The sequence below is a fragment of the Streptomyces sp. NPDC005648 genome (genome assembly GCF_040605395.1).
GTDB lineage: Bacteria > Actinomycetota > Actinomycetes > Streptomycetales > Streptomycetaceae > Streptomyces.
In genome coordinates this window covers 1-17,880 of sequence record NZ_JBEXCS010000139.1, presented here as the reverse complement: position 1 = coordinate 17,880, position 17,880 = coordinate 1, and the positions used below count along the sequence as shown (strand labels likewise).

15 protein-coding genes are annotated in these 17,880 nt (G+C 67.7%); 12 read left to right on the top strand and 3 right to left on the bottom strand.

The features are described from left to right. The first annotated feature begins 145 nt into the window (after positions 1-145). From ABZT17_RS42395 to ABZT17_RS42385, 3 genes are all read left to right on the top strand, one after another. Entirely contained in the window at positions 146-4,339 is a 4,194-nt protein-coding gene (locus tag ABZT17_RS42395) for an RHS repeat-associated core domain-containing protein (protein WP_356357522.1), read from the top strand. Next, entirely contained in the window at positions 4,336-4,725 is a 390-nt protein-coding gene (locus ABZT17_RS42390) for a hypothetical protein (RefSeq protein WP_356357521.1), read from the top strand. The genes ABZT17_RS42395 and ABZT17_RS42390 overlap by 4 nt, the downstream gene beginning before the upstream one ends. A 626-nt stretch (positions 4,726-5,351) precedes the next feature. Then, positions 5,352-5,816, top strand: coding sequence for a hypothetical protein (locus ABZT17_RS42385; protein ID WP_356357520.1), 465 nt, complete (start codon positions 5,352-5,354; stop codon positions 5,814-5,816). 320 nt (positions 5,817-6,136) lie between these two features. Here ABZT17_RS42385 and ABZT17_RS42380 read toward each other — a convergent pair whose 3' ends face one another. Further along, on the bottom strand, positions 6,137-6,484 hold the full coding sequence (locus ABZT17_RS42380) for a DUF397 domain-containing protein (RefSeq protein ID WP_356357519.1): 348 nt from the start codon (positions 6,482-6,484) through the stop codon (positions 6,137-6,139). 11 nt (positions 6,485-6,495) lie between these two features. After that, the gene (locus ABZT17_RS42375) at positions 6,496-7,341 is read right to left on the bottom strand and encodes a helix-turn-helix transcriptional regulator (protein ID WP_356357518.1); all 846 of its coding nucleotides are present in this window, start codon (positions 7,339-7,341) and stop codon (positions 6,496-6,498) included. A gap of 193 nt (positions 7,342-7,534) precedes the next feature. Here ABZT17_RS42375 and ABZT17_RS42370 point away from each other — a divergent pair, with 193 nt between their 5' ends. From ABZT17_RS42370 to ABZT17_RS42350, 5 genes are all read left to right on the top strand, one after another. Beyond that, the gene (locus tag ABZT17_RS42370; RefSeq protein ID WP_356357517.1) at positions 7,535-7,969 is read left to right on the top strand and encodes an ATP-binding protein; all 435 of its coding nucleotides are present in this window, start codon (positions 7,535-7,537) and stop codon (positions 7,967-7,969) included. 33 nt (positions 7,970-8,002) lie between these two features. Beyond that, complete coding sequence (locus tag ABZT17_RS42365) at positions 8,003-8,815, top strand: Uma2 family endonuclease (RefSeq protein WP_356357516.1); 813 nt, start codon at positions 8,003-8,005, stop codon at positions 8,813-8,815. Between the two features lie 44 nt (positions 8,816-8,859). Continuing rightward, on the top strand, positions 8,860-9,633 hold the full coding sequence (locus ABZT17_RS42360) for a trypsin-like peptidase domain-containing protein (protein ID WP_356357515.1): 774 nt from the start codon (positions 8,860-8,862) through the stop codon (positions 9,631-9,633). Positions 9,634-9,720: 87 nt separating this feature from the next. Continuing rightward, complete coding sequence (locus tag ABZT17_RS42355; RefSeq protein ID WP_356357514.1) at positions 9,721-10,728, top strand: bifunctional lytic transglycosylase/C40 family peptidase; 1,008 nt, start codon at positions 9,721-9,723, stop codon at positions 10,726-10,728. 196 nt (positions 10,729-10,924) lie between these two features. After that, positions 10,925-11,623 (top strand): phosphatase PAP2 family protein, encoded by a 699-nt coding sequence (locus ABZT17_RS42350; protein WP_356357513.1) that lies wholly within the window; start codon positions 10,925-10,927, stop codon positions 11,621-11,623. 40 nt (positions 11,624-11,663) lie between these two features. On the opposite strand, the gene ABZT17_RS42345 is transcribed toward ABZT17_RS42350, so the two are convergent. Further along, positions 11,664-13,214: an FAD-binding oxidoreductase gene (locus ABZT17_RS42345; protein WP_356357512.1), complete on the bottom strand. Its 1,551-nt coding sequence runs from the start codon at positions 13,212-13,214 to the stop codon at positions 11,664-11,666. A 318-nt stretch (positions 13,215-13,532) separates the two neighbouring features. Between ABZT17_RS42345 and pstS the strand changes: the two genes are divergently transcribed. From pstS to pstB, 4 genes are all read left to right on the top strand, one after another. Next, complete coding sequence (gene pstS / locus ABZT17_RS42340; protein ID WP_356357511.1) at positions 13,533-14,657, top strand: phosphate ABC transporter substrate-binding protein PstS; 1,125 nt, start codon at positions 13,533-13,535, stop codon at positions 14,655-14,657. Positions 14,658-14,797: 140 nt separating this feature from the next. Beyond that, positions 14,798-15,805: a phosphate ABC transporter permease subunit PstC gene (gene pstC, locus ABZT17_RS42335; RefSeq protein WP_356357510.1), complete on the top strand. Its 1,008-nt coding sequence runs from the start codon at positions 14,798-14,800 to the stop codon at positions 15,803-15,805. Next, positions 15,802-16,839, top strand: a complete 1,038-nt coding sequence (pstA, locus tag ABZT17_RS42330) for a phosphate ABC transporter permease PstA (protein WP_356357509.1) — start codon at positions 15,802-15,804, stop codon at positions 16,837-16,839. Before pstC ends, pstA begins: the two co-directional genes overlap by 4 nt. A 79-nt stretch (positions 16,840-16,918) precedes the next feature. After that, positions 16,919-17,695 (top strand): phosphate ABC transporter ATP-binding protein PstB, encoded by a 777-nt coding sequence (pstB, locus tag ABZT17_RS42325; protein WP_356357508.1) that lies wholly within the window; start codon positions 16,919-16,921, stop codon positions 17,693-17,695. The last annotated feature ends 185 nt before the right edge of the window (positions 17,696-17,880 follow it).

Here is a 17,880-nt window from a genome sequence, read left to right as displayed (position 1 = left end):
CTCGGCCAGATCAGCCCGATCACCTACGAACAGCGATCAACTACGCTGGCCACCGCCGCATGACAATCGGTGTCCACGATCACGGGGAAGGCCCCCCACCCCGGCCAAGCGAAAGACATGGTCGCAGTGGCGCGGCTACGGAAGCGTGACCACAACCACGGGTGACGCGCAGTCCACGCGGACGAAAACAGTGTCGACGTACTTCCGCGGCATGGACGGCGACAAGCAGTCCGACGGAACCACACGCAGCGCCAAGGTGACCGACTCCACAGGGACCTCGGTGACCGACGCCGATCCGCTCGCCGGAAACGTCCGCGAGTCGATCACCTACAACGGCACTGCCGAGGTCTCCGGCACGATCACCGATCAGTGGGTCCACCAGACAGCCACGGACGGCACCCGCAGCAGCAACTTCAGCCGCCCGGCGGCAGTACACACCCGGACAGACCTGTCCTCCGGCGGCACCCGCGACACCCTGGTGACCACGACCTACGACGACACCACCGGTGCGGCCAAGACGGTTGACGATGCCGGCGACACGGCCGTCAAGGGCGACGAGCAGTGCACCCGCACCACGCTCGCCAACAACACCACCGCTTGGCTGATGGCTTTCCCCATCCGGGTCGAGACCGTCGACGTCGCCTGCGACGCCACCACCACCCGTCCCGACGACGTCGTCTCCGACGTCCGCACCCTCTACGACAACCAGTCCTACGGCACGGCGCCGACTGTGGGTGACGAGACGTCGACGCAACGCCTCTCGTCGTACGACAGCGACGGCAGTCCCGCCTACCAGACCGTGTCCACCAGCCACTTCGACACCCAGGGTCGAGTCGACTCCGTCAAGGACGCCGACGGGACGACGGTCAGCAAGACCACCTACACGCCGACCACCGGCGGGCCGCTGACCAGCACCGTCACACAAGACGCGATGCTGTACTCGACCACCACGACCTTCGATCCGGCACGAGGCCTTGCCACCTCGGTCGTCGACCCCAACAACAAGCGCACCGACTACGCCTACGACGGCCTCGGCCGCCTGACGAGTTTGTGGCTGGCCAACCGCAGCCGGTCCTCGAACCAGTCCGCGAGCCTGGTCTACACCTATACGATCTCCAACACCGCGGCCTCCGTGGTCTCGACCGGCAAGCTGAACAACGACGGTTCGACCTACGACACCACGTACGCCCTGTACGACGCGCTGCTTCGCCCGCGCCAGACGCAGACCCCGGCACCGGGCGGCGGCCGCGTGATCGCGCAGACCAAGTACGACAGCCGCGGCCTGGCGGTCGAGGCGGACGCCGATTACACGGACAGCAGCTCCCCCTCCGGGACGCTGGTGAACATCACCTCGGCTGTCCCGTCGCAGACCCTGACCACGTACGACGGAGCGGGCCGCGCGACGGCGGAGGACTTCTACGCGCTGGGCACCAAGCGCTGGACGAACTCCACGGCATACGGCGGCGACCGCGTCACGATCACCCCGCCCAAGGGCGGCATCGCGACCACGACGCTGACCGACACGCTCGGCCGCACCGTCGAGACCCGGCAGTACGACAACGGCACGCCGACCGGCTCGTACACCTCGATCAAGTACGCCTACAACCCGAAGGGCCAGCTCAAGACGGTCGTCGACGACGCCGGCAACACCTGGTCATACGGCTACGACCTGATGGGCCGTAAGACCAGCTCCACCGACCCGGACACGGGTACGGCGAACACCACGTACAACGAACTGGACCAGGTCGCCACCACGACGAGCGCGGTGGGCACGTCCGACGAGAAGACGCTGAGCTATTCGTACGACATCCTCGGCCGCAAGACCGACATGTACGACGGCTCCACCAAGGACGCGGCACACGAGCTGGCCAAGTGGACGTACGACTCGCTCGCCAAGGGCCAGCCGACATCGTCGATACGGTACGTCGGTGGCTCCTCGGGCAAGGCGTACATCAGCCAGGTCGGCACCTACGACTCCCTCTACCGCCCGACCCTGACCCGGGTCACCATCCCCTCGGTCACGGGTGAAGAGGCACTGGCGGGCTCGTACACCTCGACAACCGGTTACAACCTGGACGGCACCATCCAGGTCACCTCCGACCCGGCGGCCGGCGGACTACCCGCCGAATCCCTCGCGTACGGCTACAACGACCTGAGCATGCCGACGACCCTGAACGGCGCCAGCGGCTACGTCCAGAACACCAGTTACACCAAGCTGAGCGACATCAAACAGATCACCCTGGGGGTCTCCCCATCGGACACCGCCAAGTGGCTCCAGATCAGTAACACCTACGAGGACGGCACCCGCCGCCTTCTACGGGAGCTGGTCACCGACGACGCGCAGAGCGCCCCCGTCCAGGACACGACGTACACCTACGACGACGCAGGCAACCCGACCAAGGTCGCCACACACGCCGACGGCACCGACGACGTGCAGTGCTACCGCTACGACGGCCACGACCGTCTGACCGAGGCCTGGACCGCGACGGACGGATGCTCGGCCGACCCGTCGACAGCGGTCCTCGGCGGGCCTGCGCCGTACTGGCAAAGCCTCCAGTACGACGACCTCGGCAACCGCAAGACGCAGACCAACCACGCGACGACGACGAGTGGTTCGGACGCGACGGCGTCGTTCGTATACCCGCCCAAGGCCACAGCCCAGGCGCACACGCTGACGTCGTCGAGCACGACCGCGGGCTCCACCACGACCACGAACTCCTACACCTACGACCACGATGGCAACACCCACACGCGCACCCTCAACGGCAAGACCCAGACGCTGGACTGGGACTCCGAGGGCCACCTCGCCAAGGTGACCAACGCGGACGGGACCTCGGCCTCGTACCTGTACGACGCGGACGGCAACCGGCTGCTCTCGCGCGACGCCTCCGGTACGACGCTGTACCTGGGTGACACCGAGGTGCACCTCGCCAAGGGCGCGACCACAACCACGGGGACGCGCTACTACTCCTGGGCCGGCCAGACAGTGGCGGTACGCACGAGTTCGGGCAGCCTCCAGTGGCAGCTCACGGACGCGCACGGCACGGCCGAGACCTCGGTGGACGCCACGACGCAGGTACTCAACCGGCGCCGTCTGGACCCGTTCGGCAACACCCGTGGCGCGCAGCCGACTTCAAGTTCATGGCTGGGTGACAAGGGCTTCGTGAACGGAATCGTGGACGCCACCACCGGCCTGACCCACCTGGGCGCCCGCGAGTACGACCCCACCATCGGCCGCTTCGTCTCGGACGACCCGATCCTCGAACTGACCGACGCCCAGCAGATCGACGGCTACACGTACGCGGCCGACAACCCGATCACCGGCAGCGACCCGAGCGGCCTCATGCTCGATGGAGGGGGCGACTGCCGGTACCAGACCGGTGGCTGCAACCCGGATCCGGCACCGACGACGTCCGACGACTCGAGCGGCAGCAGCCACCACGGCGGCGGTGGTGGCGGTAGCAGCTCACACCACAGCTGCGGCTGGTCCCTTTCCTGCTACGCCAAGAAGACCTACCACACAATCCAGCGCCACCCGGTCCTCGCAGCTGTCGTAGCGACCGCGGTCGTGGTTGGAGCCGTCGCCTGCGTGGTGGCCACAGCAGGAGGTTGCGGAGCTGTCCTGCTCGCAGGTGCGACGGGCTTCACCGAAGGTGCCCAGGCAGGCAGCCTCGCTGCTGCCGTGGTCGGCGCCTCAACCGGAGTTGCGGCTGAGGGCGGCGCTGTCGTTGCCGGCGCGGCCGGCATAGCCAGTGCAGGCGCCGGTGCCATCGCCGAAGGCGCCGAAACCGCCTCGGTGTCCAGGGCGGCAACCGAATCCGGCGCCAAGGCGGCTGACAGCGCAGCGGAGGGGACCGCCGGCTCCGGCGCGGCCAAGGGCGGTGAACGTGCCGACACCGCCGCACCGAAGAGCGGTTCCAGCACCCCGACTAATCTACTATCTGCAGATGACCAGCTAAATTCATCCATCCCTAAGGTTAAGCCTGTCGAGGGATATCATGATGTCTGGATCCACGGATCTCCGCAGGGGGTAGCCCCAAACTTTAATGCCGCAGAAGGTGGATCGGTGATGAGTCATCGGGTGCTGGCGAGTCTGATAAAGAATGATCCAAACTATTCCGGCGGCTCGATTCGGCTCTGCTCTTGCCAGACTGGCTCGTCTGCAGGAACTTTTGCACAGGATCTTGCGAACAAACTGGGTGTGGAAGTTTTGGCGCCCAACGGTTATTTGTACGTGTGGCGCACCGGTAGGATCGGTGTCGGTCGTGAAGGTGCTGCCATTGGAGGATCACATTTCGGTGGCGCATGGCAAAGCTTCTTGCCTGGAGGGAATAGATGATGAAGGATATCATTTTGATGCGTGTAGGCTTTTTTGAGACTGCTGCCGACGTTTCAGCTGCAGCGACTTCAGGCGAGCGCCCCTCGGAAGAATTGGCAGCACGCTACCTAGAGCAGGGCGAGGTTGTTGTCGCTGCCATGCAGTGGGTGGATGATCTACTGGACGCGGACAGCAAGAATATTTGTCAGTATTCAATCCGGACGGACGGTGTCTGGGTGTGGCCGGATAGCTTGGCCTATTATGTGAGAAAATATCATGTACAGCTTCCAGTCGAGTTCCTCAGCCGCATGGAATCAAATGATTGGACCGTGGGGGCGTTGGAGGATGCTGTCGTAGACGTGATCTGTGAGCGGCTAGCGGATGAACTGAGTGAAGCCGGTCAATGACGAGCCCTGCAGAGCGCGGGTCCCTCGGTTGGTGCAGCACATAGTGTTGACGTCGAGAGGCGATGACTGATGCCCGCGGCGGCGCGCAGTCCTGAGTAGCGGGTGCAGAGGACTTCACCGCCGGGGCCGAGACCGGCGCCCTGGGAGCCTCGGTGACGGGAGCGGCAATCGGGTGATCGGCGATGGCGGGGCGGGGATCCGCGGCGCTGGGGCGGCAGCCGTCTCGGAAGGAGCCGAAACCGACGCGGCGTCCAAGGCTGCTGCCCAATCGGGCGCGAAGGGTGCGGACTCCACGGCGGAGGAAACCTGGTTCCAGCTCGGCCACGAGCGGCAAGCGAGAGCGATGACGAGGCGAGCGACGGCCCGCGCGCGGTCTGCGGTCGCCAATGGCTGCAGGTGCGGTACATCGTCGACACCAGCAGCAGGGTCGGCTATGTGCTGTTCTGGTGCGATGCATGGCTGTACGGGATCAGTGTCTCCCGGTACGTGCTCCTGAGGGTTTCACGATGTGGCCGATCGAAGCTCCAGCTTCAGCTGCCGGGGCCCCGGCCTTCACACGGGACGGCTGACAGCCGCGCTGCGGCAGGAAACACGGCACGGCAAGAGGACGCACAAGGGATGTGGGCATGGAAGTGACGAACGCACGCGCGGAACGCCGTTCCGCTGGTACCGAGACCATGGTCGACGTGCTGCTGCGCTGGGCGTGGATCCGGCGACGCACGCCCGCGCAGGACATCGCGGACTTTGACGGTGGGCAGCCGCTGCGCGTCGTCGGGTTCACGATGAGCATCGGCGGGACGGTCAAGGTCTCGGTCGGCAAGGGCAAGCAGATCGCGCGGCTGCGGCAGGGCTATCTTCGGCTAGCCGCCGGTGAGGCGCCGGTCTGGAACGACGCGCGAGGAAGCCAGAGCGCGACCCTCCAGGCGCCGTTCCAGCTGAAGCCGACCGCTGGGAAGGTGCGCCTGGCCCGGAAATTCGAGCGGTACGAACTCGTCACGGGTGAGGGGACGTACGACCTGGTCGTGCCAAGGAAGGACAGTGAACTGGTGCGGCACGTGTTGGGGGGCGGGGCCGAGACCAAAGAGCGCTAATCGGTAGGGGGTCCCCGATGCCGGAGCAGCGGTGGGTGTGTGAGGAATCCCGTATCGCGTGGGAGGCCATGGGCCGGAGGGAGCACGCGGCCGTCGTCCGAGGCGTCCGGAAGGGCGAGTCGGTGCACGATGCCGCTACCCCTGGCTGGATGTCTTCCTCGATGTACGGCCCGCTGCTTTCCCCAGCGACGTGTACGACGGCGATCCACGCAACGACGTCCGCACGTATGTCCAGCGGGCCGAGGCGGCGTACCTTCCGTTCCTGGAATCCCGCGGCGTGGCAACGGGTCGATTCTGACGACGGACACGGCAGGTCGACGCTACTTGGCCTCAGCGAAGTGGTCGAACTCGCCTGCCTGTACGCCGAGTACGAAGGCCTTCCACCTGGGGTGGTCCGTGGTGACGACCGTGTGGGGGGCCTCGGTCGTGTGGATGTGGACGGTGCCGTCTTCGGTGGTGGTGACCTGGATGGTGGGGCGGTCGGCGGGGAGCGGCTCGGCTTTGAGGGTGGTGAGGAGGGTGGCGAGGGCGGTGGGGGTGGTGGTGAGTATCGCGCCGGTGGGGTCACCGGATTCGGTTATGTGGATGGTTTCGGGGGTTGCGGCTACGTGCAGGCAGGAGTCTCCCTCGCCGCAGAACGACGACTTCTGCCAGTTGAGCGTGTCCATGGGGGACTCCTTCACAGTTCCTGGGTGATCGAGTGGATGAGGTCCCGTGCCTTCTCTGGCGGGAGGGCTTTGGCTTCCATGCGGTCCAGCAGGACGCGGTACTTGCCGAGCTGAGCCTCGGCGTCGAGGAACACAGGACCGTGCGACTGGTCGAGGTGAACGGTGTCGAGCTGGGGAACCGGCCCGCTGGAGTAGAAGATCGACTGGCCGGAACCCGGGAAGCCGCCGGCGGCGAACGGGAGCACCTTGAGGGTGATGTGGTCCCGCTCGCTCATTTCCAGCAGATGCCGCAACTGCGCTCGAGCGATCGTCGGTCCGCCGAACTGCATGCGCAGGGCTGCCTCGTGGATGACGGCAACGTACGGGGCCGGGGCGTCCCGGAAGAGCACGGCCTGGCGCTTGATGCGGAATGAGACGCGGTGCTCGATGTCGGGTGGTGAGAGATCGGGTACGACAAGGCGGAACGTCTCGCGGGCGTGCTCCGTGGTCTGGAGCAAGCCGGGAATGTGGACGGTGATGGCCGTGCGCAGGCGTACCGCGTGGTGCTCGACCTCGGCCAGGTCGAGCAGGGCGCCGGGCAGGATCTCGCGGTACTCCTCCCACCAGCCGCGCTTCCGGTCGCCGGTCATGGCGGCGATTGCCTCGACGAGGGCCGTGTCCGAGCAGTCGTAGTGGCATGCCAGAGTACGCACGCGCTCGGCACTCACTCCGGCTCGACCGGCTTCGATGTTGCTGATGAACGTCTGCTTGGAACCCAGTAGTTGACCGGCCTCGGTGGCGGTCAAGCCCGCGCGCTCCCGGAGCTTTCGCAGCTCAGTGCCCAAGCGGAGCTGGCGACCCGTCGGATTGGTCCTCACAGGCTGGTCTTCCTCCTTGCCGCAGCTGTCACCCACACGGGTGATGTGGAACGGATTCTAGGGGAATCGGGTAATGCATTACATCAATGGCGCTAACTTACTGACAGGGCCCTCCCCCAGAAGCACACCGCCCGACGGGGCGGCACCGTCACTGGGTCACCAGTCAACTCCCCACCGTGATCGGAGACTTCCGATGGACACCGTAACCCCGCCCTGGGCCTACACCCTCCACCTCCCGCGCGATCCCCATGCCCCCGGCGTCGGTCGCGCCACCCTGCGTACCGTCCTCGCCGCCCACGGGCTCGCCGAACTCACCGCCACGGCAGAGCTGTTGGCCTCCGAGCTGCTCACCAACGCCCATCTGCACACGGAGGGGCCGTACTGCCTGCGCCTGCGTCCGATGGAGAGCGGGCGGCTTCGGGTCGCCGTATGGGACACCGATCCTCGCGTGCCGCCCGGGTTCGCCGGGAGCACCCACCTGCCGCCGGGCGAGTCCGAGGGTGGGCGCGGGCTGCACCTCGTGCGGGCGTGCGCGGACTCGGTCGGGGTGTCCGTGCTGCGGGAGTGGGGCGCGTCGAAGGGCGGGAAGCTGCTGTGGGCCGAGTGTCAGACCGGTGACCTAATGTGATTGCGGGTGTGCGAAGCGTGAAAGGGGAAGAGTGTGGCCAAGGTCGAGCAGCGGTTCCGAAAGGCCGTGCGTGCGGGTGTGGACAGTGACCCGGAGGCGGCGGAGGGGATCGCCCAGTACGGTGGATTCGACGCCGAGCGGGATGTCGGACCCCGCGCCGACACCCCTCGTGCGACTCAGGAGCCGGAAGGACGGAGGTCGGGCACCGTGTCGATGCCGTCCGTGCCTCGGATCCGCCCCAAGCCCCGTCCCGGGAATCTGCGCGAGGTCGCCGAGAAGATCGAGGAAGCGACAGGTCTGCGCGTGCAGGTTCTGGGAGGAAAACTCGTGATGTCCCCGACGCCGCGAGGCAAGCACGCGAAGGTCGTCCACCTGCTGGAGGACATGGTCAGGCCGAAGCTGCCGGCCGAACTCGTCGCAGTGGAGATGGCATCCGTCGAGATGCCGGATGAGCTGGACGACTTTGTCACGCCGGACCTCGTCGTCTGCCCCGGTGCGTTTCTCGACTCGGACGACTGGCTTCTTGACCCGCGTGATGTGGAGGTCGCCGTCGAGGTGATCTCCCAGTCCGAGAAGGCCAGGGAAATCAGGGACCAGGCCGACTGGTATGCGGTCGCCGGTGTGGCCGTCCTGTTGGTCGTCGACCCCAGGAAAGGCACGTGGGCTCTGCACACCCGCCCCGGTAACGGTGCCTACCAGGACGTGCTCTCCGGCAAGTTCGGTGAGTCCGTACGGCTGCCCGAACCGTTGGGCATCGATGTCGACACGGCCGGGTTCCCGGTCTACGGCATCTCTCCTCGCGACTCCCGCGCACAGAAGGGTCCGTTCACGGAGAGTTCTCAGTGAACCGCAGACCTTTTTCTCACCTTCGTCGGTCACAGTGGGCGGCGATGAAGCGCACCTCACGCATCGGCAGACGGGTCTCCAGCCCCCTGTGCGCCGCCGTCGTCCTGCTCGTGCCGGCTCTGACCTCGGCCTCTCTCGCGGGTGCCGACGACGGGCCCGGGCCGTTCGGGGTGACCGCCGTCGCCGTGGCGGACAAGGCGGACGCGAGAGTCGGGGCCCTGTTCAGGGCCGATCGGGCGGACTCCCTGGAGGGCGGGCACTTCTGCACCGCCTCCGTCGTGCACAGTCCGAACCGGAATCTTGTGGTCACCGCCGCGCACTGTCTGGACGGGGACGGGGATCTGGTCTTCGTGCCCGGGTACCGGGACGGCGACGCGCCGTACGGGGTGTGGACCGTGAAGAGGCGGTTTCTGCCCGACGGGTGGACCAAGGGGCAGGCCGAGGACAGTGATGTCGCCTTCGGCATCATCGCCTACAAGGGGCGCGAGGGGATCGAGGACGTCGTCGGGGCGAACAGGTTCGTCGCCGGTACGACCACCGGGGCCACCGCCGTCACCATCACCGGGTACCCCAACTCCCGTGAGGTGCCCGTCAGTTGCACCAACAAGCCGACCGCGCACAGCAGGACCCAGCAGCGCATCGACTGCCCCGCCCTCAGCGGTGGGACCAGTGGCAGCCCGTGGGTGAACGGGGATCGGCAGGTCGTCGGGGTGCTCGGCGGGCATGAGGAGGGCGGCTCCACCGACGACATCTCGTACAGCGTGGTGCTGGGGACCGAGGCCGCGGAGCTGTACCGGGACGCCGCCGCCGATCCCTGACCGGTTTTCGCCGCTGTGTGATCACTCCGGAACACGGCACCCGCCCCTACACTGACCTGGGCACGACTGCTGGGCGGCGAGGGGCGGTTGACGGTGCGTAAGGCGTGGATCATCGCGACCGTTGCCGTCGGCTCCGCCCTGTCCTTCGTGATGCTGCTCGTGGTCGGCGTGTACGTCGTCGCGGGGAACCTCGTCAACGGGGTCGGCGGCGGGACCAGGGCGCTGGCCAAGGGATCGGTGCCGGCCGCGTACTCGGCCATCGTGGCGAAGTGGGGCAACCTCTGCTCGGCCCTCAACCCCGCGCTGCTGGCCGCTCAGCTCTATCAGGAGAGCGGGTTCAACCCCAACGCGAAGAGCGCGGCCGCCGCCGAGGGGATAGCTCAGTTCATCCCGGGGACCTGGGCCACGCACGGGATCGACGGAAACGGCGACGGCGTCAAGAACGTGTGGGATCCGCAGGACGCCATCCCCTCCGCCGCGTCCTACGACTGTCAACTCGCCTCGTACGTGAAGGACGTACCCGGGAATCTGACCGAAAACATGCTCGCCTCGTACAACGCCGGGGCGTACGCGGTGATCAAGTACGGGGGCGTGCCGCCGTACAAGGAGACGCGGAACTACGTCAAGACGATCACCACGCTGGAGGAGAGCTTCGCGGCGCCCGTGTCACGGGTGGATCCCAGCAAGCAGGCCGCCGGGGCGATCTACTACGCGCAGAAGAAGCTGGGCACGCCCTATCTGTGGGGCGGCAACGGCACGGCGGCCGAGGGCGGGCGTTTCGACTGCTCGGGGCTGACCAAGGCCGCGTACGACAGTGTCGGCGTGACGCTGCCCCGGGTCGCGAACGACCAGTACAACGCGGGGCCGCACCCCGCGCGCGACGAGCTGCTCCCCGGTGACCTGGTGTTCTTCTCCAACGACCCCACCGACTCCCGGGCCATCCACCATGTGGGGATCTACGTCGGCGGCGGGTACATGATCGACGCGCCGCGGACGGGTGCCGTGATCCGGTTCGACCCGATCGACACCGCGGACTACTTCGGGGCGACGCGGGTGACCGAAGATGGCGCGAAAGCGCTGCCCACGACGGTGTGAACCGAGCGTGAAACCACCCCCTGAGCTGCGGCAACGGGTCTCTCTTCGATAACGTCTGCGTGATCATTCGGTGGAGTGTGGAACGTAGTAACCGGGACCGTGCGTTCCTGTTCTCGGTGGCATCTGCAACCACGGGGGTGGGCAAGCGGGGCGCACGTGTGTGCGTCCGGAGAGACGACGAAGGGGCCGCAGCACGATGGCTGGACTCGCCGAATCCGGGTCGAACCCCGACGTCGACCTGCTCTACGACATCAATGGCCTGGCCAAGGACGCGCCCCGCTGGTTCGACCGGGGCATGGAGTTCGTCGGTGAGTACGGGCTCCTGGTCGCCATGGTGCTGCTCGTGGTGTGGTGCTGGTGGAGTGTGCGGCGGCGGGGCGGCGAGGACGCCGCGTCGTCCGTGGCCGCGCTGGTGTGGACGCCGCTGGCCGCCGCGATCGCGGTGCTGGTGAACGTGCCGATACGGGGGTTCGTCGAGCGGCCCCGGCCCTTTCTCGATCACCAGGGGATCGATGTCCTGATCTCCGGGAAGACCGACTACTCGTTCGTGAGCGACCACGCGACGATCACCATGGCCATGGGGGTCGGATTGTTCGTCGCGCACCGGAAGTTCGGCATCGCCGGGATCGGGCTGGCGCTTCTGGAGGGCTTCTGCCGGGTGTACATGGGTGTGCACTATCCGACGGACGTCGTCGGCGGGTTCGCGCTCGGGACGGCGGTCGCGTTGTTGCTGTCGCCGCCGGCGATGGCGTTGCTGACGCCCTTGATGAAGGCGGTCGAGGGATCGTCCTGGGGCGGGTGGATCGTCCGCCGCCGGGTCCCCGTGGGACAGGGCGCCGTCATCCCCGGGGCGCGGGAGGGCGTCGAGACGGAGGAACGGGACCTGGCGGCGTAGCCGTCTGCCGCCGGCGCGCTTGGCGTTGGGGCGGCTGTTGTCAGAGGGCCTGTGGGTAGGTGAAGAAGCGGGTCGGGTCGTACTGGTTCTTCACTGTCGCCAGCTTCGCCGCCGCGTCCCCGTAGTACGCCTTCCGCCAGTTCGTCAGGGTCGGGTCCGTGTAGTTCTGGTAGGCCGCGCCGGAGGCGTGGTGCCGCATGGCGTCGTGGGTCCTGGTCAGCCAGGAGCGGGCCGTGGTGCCCGCCGTGCCGGAGTGCCAGGACGCGAGGTACTGGGCCAGCATCCGGGAGCGGCGGTGCACGAAGGCCGTCGCGGTCGGGGAGACGCGGTTGACCGCGCCGCCGAGGGCGGTCAGTGCGACGCTGCCCGAGCCGCCGGGGACCGCGCTGACGCGGGCCAGCAGGGTCCGGATGCCGGCGTCGGAGATCGAGCGGTCGAAGAAGTCGGAGTGGGCCGTGTAGGTCTCGCGGCCGAGGGCGCCCCGCGGGTCGCGGTTCGGGGTGGTGCCGGGGAGGTGGCACTGGGCCTCGGTACGGAAGGACGTACAGCCGGCGTACGCCTCCATGGCGCCCTCGTAGGAGTGGCGGTGGAGGGAGACGCCGCGGGCCGGTGCGCCGACCCGGTCGGCGAGGCGGTCCAGGGCGTTCTGGAGTTCGCCGTAGGTGCCGAGGGAGAACGCGGCGACCGCGACGGTGGGTGAGCCGCCGTTCTCCAGATGGCAGGAGGACCAGATCTCGTCCGGCTGGTCGGGCCCCCACTCCTGCCACGCCCTGACCACGGCGGCCGCCTTCGACCACGGCCAGGTCACGTACGCGGAGACGGCCTGGGGCGCCGGGTGGGTCGTGAAGTGCAGTTCGGTCACGACGCCGAAGTTGCCGTTGCCCGCGCCACGAAGGGCCCAGAAGAGGTCCTTGTGGTCGGTGGCGTTGGCCACGACCTCCTTGCCGTCCGCCGTGATCAGGGTCGCCTGGGTGAGGCTGTCGCACGTCAGGCCGTATGCCCGGGAGACCACGCCGTGGCCGCCGCCGAGGACCAGGCCGGAGACGCCGACCGAGGGGCAGGAGCCGGCCGGGATCGTCACGCCGTGGGCGGTCAGGCCCCGGTAGACGTCGATCAGCTTGGAGCCGGCGCCGACGACCGCCGAACCCCCGCCCACCCGGATGCGGTTCAGCTCGGAGACATCGAGGATCAGCTTGCCGTTCCCCGAGGACCAGCCGGCGTAGGAGTGGCCGCCGTTGCGGATGGCGACCCGGATGCCGTGGGCGCGGGCGTAGGAGAGGGTCGTACGTATGTCGTCCGCGTGGGCGACGTAGGCGACCGCGGCCGGCTTCAGGCCGTCGAAGCGGGTGTTGTACAGCTGGTGCGCGGTGCTCCACCCGGCGTCGCCCGGGCGGATGAGCCTGCCGTCGAGGTCATGGGCGAGGGCGGTCCAGTTCGGGGCGGCGGCCCGCCGGAACGGCGCGGAAGGGGAACCGGTGGAAGAATCGGACGAGGACGAGGCGGCGCCCGCGATGCTGGTGCCCTTGCATGCCGCGAGGGCGACGCCGGCTATCGCGGCCGTGCCGCCTCCGATGAACGTTCGCCGTTCCATGGTGTGCCTTCCGGTCGGTTCTTGTGGAACGAGACGGCTCGCCGACCTCGAGCGTTCCGGCCCAAGTGTCACTCCTGTGTCACTGTGGCCCCGGAACCTGTATGTGCTCTCCCCGTGAGCATTCCGTGACCTAACCACAACGTCTGCAGGGGTTCACCTTCCGTTCATGTGTGGCCATCGGCTCCTTCACCTGTTCTGCCTAATTTCGGCCTTACGCGATGCGGGCCGCATCTTTCCAGACGCGTCCCCATCAACCGGACTCACCAACTTCGCACGCCGCCGGATTCAGGACGGCGGCTCCTGGAAGGAACTCCCTCAGTGAAGCTTCAGCGCATGAACCGGCGGGTTCTCGCCCTCGGTGCCCTCGCCGCGTCCGGCGCCCTGGTCCTCACGGCGTGCGGTTCGGACGACACCTCCAGTGGCGGTGGCAGCAGCGCTTCGGCGACGACCGGCGGCAGCTCGATCAAGTGTGACAACGCCAAGGGACAGCTGCTCTCCGACGGCTCGTCCGCGCAGAAGAACGCGATCGACGCCTGGGTGGCCAACTTCTCCAAGGCCTGTGGTGTGCAGATCAACTACAAGGGCGGCGGCTCCGGTGCGGGTGTCACCTCCTTCACCCAGGGCCAGCTCGCCTTCGCCGGCTCGGACTCCGCGCTGAAGCCCGAGGACGTCACCGCCTCCAAGAAGGTCTGCACCGGCGGCCAGGGCATCGACCTTCCGATGGTCGGCGGCCCGCTCGCGGTCGGTTACAACCTGTCCGGCGTGAGCAACCTGGTCCTGGACGCCCCGACCCTCGCGAAGATCTTCAACAGCAAGATCACCAAGTGGAACGACCCGGCGATCGCCAAGCTCAACCCGTCGGCGAAGCTCCCCGACCTGAAGATCCAGGCGTTCCACCGCTCCGACGAGTCGGGTTCGACGGACAACTTCACCAAGTACCTGATCGCCACCGCCAAGAGCGACTGGCCCTACTCCGGTGGCAAGGCCTGGCAGGCCAAGGGTGGCCAGGCCGCCGCCCAGTCCTCCGGTGTCGCGGCCCAGGTCAAGCAGACCAACGGCTCCATCGGCTACTTCGAGCTGTCCTACGTCACCGATGGCGTCAACGCCGTCAGCATCAACACCGGCGCCAGCGCCCCCGTCGCCCCGAGCAGCGACTCCGCCTCCAAGGCCATCGCCGACGCCAAGGTCGTCGGCACCGGCTCGGACCTGTCGCTCCAGCTGAACTACGGCACCAAGGCCGACGGCGCCTACCCGATCACCCTGGTCACGTACGAGATCGTCTGCGACAAGGGCAACAAGGCCGACACCCTCCCCGCGACGAAGGCGTTCCTGCGCTACATCGCCTCCGAGCAGGGCCAGGCTCTCCTGCCCGGCCTGAAGTACGCCCCCATCCCCGCCGACATCATCGCCAAGGTCCGCACCACCATCGAGGGCCTGAGCTAGTCCGAGTGCGGTCCGGTCCCGGGCCTCGAAACCCCGGGACCGGACCGCATCGTCCGGTGCACCGCCGCCACGAGCCGTACGGCGACCCGTACGGCTTCGCAGAGCCGCACAGCGTGTGGTTCCGCAGACCGGAGAACCCGATGGACACATCCACACAGATAACCGACGCTCCGCCCCCCACCCCCGAACCGTCGACGGCCGAGCAGAAGCGCAACGCCCGCGGTGCCACCCGACCCGGAGACCGGATCTTCCTCGGTCTCTCCCGTGGGTCGGGCATCCTGCTGCTGGTGATCATGGCCGCGATCGCGGTCTTCCTCACCTACCGCGCGTCCCTCGCGCTCAGCAAGAACCACGGCAACTTCCTCACCACCTTCGAGTGGAACACCAACATCACGCCGCCCAGCTTCGGCATCGCCGTCCTGGCCTACGGCACGGTGATCTCCTCGATCATCGCCATGGTCCTCGCGGTCCCGGTCGCGGTGGCCATCGCGCTGTTCCTCACGCACTACGCCCCGCGCCGGCTGGCCGGTCCCATCGCGTACGTGGTCGACCTGCTCGCCGCCGTGCCGTCCATCGTCTACGGCCTCTGGGGCGCGCTGATCCTCGTCCCGCACCTGAACGGCCTCTTCGGCTGGCTCAACGACTTCTTCGGCTGGACCGGGGTCTTCTCCTGGGACCAGGGCGCCCCGCGCTCCCTGCTGACCGTGGGCATCCTGCTCGCGATCATGATCCTGCCGATCATCACCAACGTGAGCCGCGAGGTCTTCCGCCAGGTCCCGCAGATGCACGAGGAGGCGGCCCTGGCGCTGGGCGCCACGCGCTGGGAGGTCATCCGGATGTCGGTGCTGCCCTTCGGCCGCTCCGGTGTGATCTCCGCCTCGATGCTCGGCCTCGGCCGCGCGCTCGGCGAGACGATGGCCGTCGCCACCGTCCTCTCCCCGGACTTCCTGATCCACGGCAGCCTGCTCAACCCGGGCGGCGGCACCTTCGCCCAGAACATCGCCAGCAAGTTCGGCGAGGCGGACGAGTTCGGCCGTGACGCGCTGATCGCCTCGGGTCTGGTCCTGTTCGTCATCACCCTGTTGGTCAACGGCGCGGCTCGTATGATCATCGCCCGCCGCAAGGAGTACTCGGGGGCCAACTCATGAGCAACGCCGCCATCGCCGAGAAGCGCCCCAGCACCCTGCGTGCCGCGAGCCTGCCGAAGTGGTCGCCCTGGGCGATCGCCGGCGGTTCCGTCGCCGTCGCCGTCGGGGCGGGTGCCGGGCTCACCAAGGTGCAGTGGGGTCTGATCTCCGGTCTGCTGTTCCTGATCGCCACCTACGGCATCGCCGCCAAGGTCGAGGGCCGCCGCCAGGCCAAGGACCGGATCGCCACCGGCCTGGTCTGGGTCGCCTTCCTGGTCGCCCTCGTGCCGCTGATCTCCCTGGTCTGGGTGACCGTCGCACGCGGTGTGAAGGTCCTCGACATCTACTTCCTGACCCACTCGATGGGCCTGGTCGCCGACTCCCAGCCGGGCGGTGGCATCTACCACGCCATCATCGGCAGCCTGGAGCAGGTCGGTCTCGCCACCATCATCGCGGCGCCGATCGGCGTGCTGACCGCCATCTACCTGGTGGAGTACGGCCGTGGCCGGCTCGCCCAGGCGGTCACCTTCTTCGTCGACGTCATGACGGGCGTCCCGTCGATCGTCGCGGGTCTGTTCATCCTCTCCCTGATGCTGATCTTCGACATGCAGCCCTTCGGCTTCGCCGGCTCGCTCGCCCTGGCCATCCTGATGATGCCGGTGGTCGTGCGCTCCACCGAGGAGATGCTCAAGCTCGTCCCGAACGAGCTGCGGGAGGCTTCCCTGGCCCTGGGTGTCCCGAAGTGGCGCACCATCCTGAAGGTGGTCCTGCCGACCTCCATCGGTGGCATCACGACCGGCGTCATGCTGGCCGTCGCCCGTATCACCGGTGAGACCGCCCCTGTGCTGCTGTTGGTGTTCGGTAACCGGTTCATCAACAACAACCCCTTCTCGGGGGCGCAGCAGTCGCTGCCGCTGTACATCTACCAGCAGTACGCCGCGGGCAACGACTACGCCTACAACCGGGCCTGGGCGGCTTCGCTCACCCTGATCGCCTTCGTGATGATCATGAACCTGGTGGCCCGCGGCATCGCCCGCTGGAAGGCCCCGCGGTGACATTTGCGGCTACCGCCGCGCGGCCTGTCGCTGACCGGCCGACAGCGACCGAACAAAGACTTCTGGAAGTGACGTAATCATGGCCAAGCGAATCGATGTGAGCGGGCTCACCGCCTACTACGGGTCCCACAAGGCGATCGAAGACATCTCGATGACGGTCGAGCCGCGCTCGGTGACGGCCTTCATCGGCCCCTCCGGCTGCGGCAAGTCGACGTTCCTGCGCACGCTGAACCGTATGCACGAGGTCACCTCGGGCGGCCGGGTCGAGGGCAAGGTGCTGCTGGACGACGAGGACCTGTACGGGCCCGGAGTCGACCCGGTGGCGGTGCGCCGCGAGGTCGGCATGGTGTTCCAGCGGCCCAACCCCTTCCCCACCATGTCGATCTTCGACAACGTGGCGGCGGGACTGCGGCTCAACGGGAACTACAAGAAGAGCGAGCTCGGCGACGTCGTCGAGAAGTCGCTCAAGGGCGCGAACCTCTGGAACGAGGTCAAGGACCGTCTGAACAAGCCCGGTTCGGGGCTGTCGGGTGGTCAGCAGCAGCGTCTGTGCATCGCCCGCGCGATCGCCGTCGAGCCGAAGGTCCTGCTCATGGACGAGCCCTGCTCGGCCCTGGACCCGATCTCCACGCTCGCCATCGAGGATCTGATCGGTGAGCTGAAGGAACGGTTCACGATCGTCATCGTGACGCACAACATGCAGCAGGCGGCGCGTGTCTCGGACCGTACGGCGTTCTTCAACCTCGCCGCCGTCGGGCAGCCCGGCAAGCTGATCGAGATCGACGACACGGAGCGGATCTTCTCCAACCCGTCGGTGCAGGCCACGGAGGACTACATCTCCGGTCGCTTCGGCTGAGCCGGTACGAACGCCTCGCGGTGCTGCATGGCGGTGCCACCGCGAGGACGAAGAAGGGCCCGCCCCCGGCTCCCGGGGGCGGGCCCGTCGTCGTCCGCGGCCGGGCCGGAGTCCCTGGGGGCCGCGCCCCCCCTCCGCCGCTCGGCGGCATCCGCCAGGCCCGCCTTTTAAGATCCTGGACAACC

Bases quoted from the DNA above. Each gene is read 5' to 3' on its own strand.
- ABZT17_RS42390 (WP_356357521.1), top strand. From the start codon at position 4,336: ATGATGAAGGATATCATTTTGATGCGTGTAGGCTTTTTTGAGACTGCT.
- ABZT17_RS42385 (WP_356357520.1), top strand. From the start codon at position 5,352: ATGGAAGTGACGAACGCACGCGCGGAACGCCGTTCCGCTGGTACCGAG.
- ABZT17_RS42380 (WP_356357519.1), bottom strand. From the start codon at position 6,484: ATGGACACGCTCAACTGGCAGAAGTCGTCGTTCTGCGGCGAGGGAGAC.
- ABZT17_RS42370 (WP_356357517.1), top strand. From the start codon at position 7,535: ATGGACACCGTAACCCCGCCCTGGGCCTACACCCTCCACCTCCCGCGC.
- ABZT17_RS42360 (WP_356357515.1), top strand. From the start codon at position 8,860: ATGAAGCGCACCTCACGCATCGGCAGACGGGTCTCCAGCCCCCTGTGC.
- ABZT17_RS42350 (WP_356357513.1), top strand. From the start codon at position 10,925: ATGGCTGGACTCGCCGAATCCGGGTCGAACCCCGACGTCGACCTGCTC.
- ABZT17_RS42345 (WP_356357512.1), bottom strand. From the start codon at position 13,214: ATGGAACGGCGAACGTTCATCGGAGGCGGCACGGCCGCGATAGCCGGC.
- pstC (WP_356357510.1), top strand. From the start codon at position 14,798: ATGGACACATCCACACAGATAACCGACGCTCCGCCCCCCACCCCCGAA.
- pstA (WP_356357509.1), top strand. From the start codon at position 15,802: ATGAGCAACGCCGCCATCGCCGAGAAGCGCCCCAGCACCCTGCGTGCC.
- pstB (WP_356357508.1), top strand. From the start codon at position 16,919: ATGGCCAAGCGAATCGATGTGAGCGGGCTCACCGCCTACTACGGGTCC.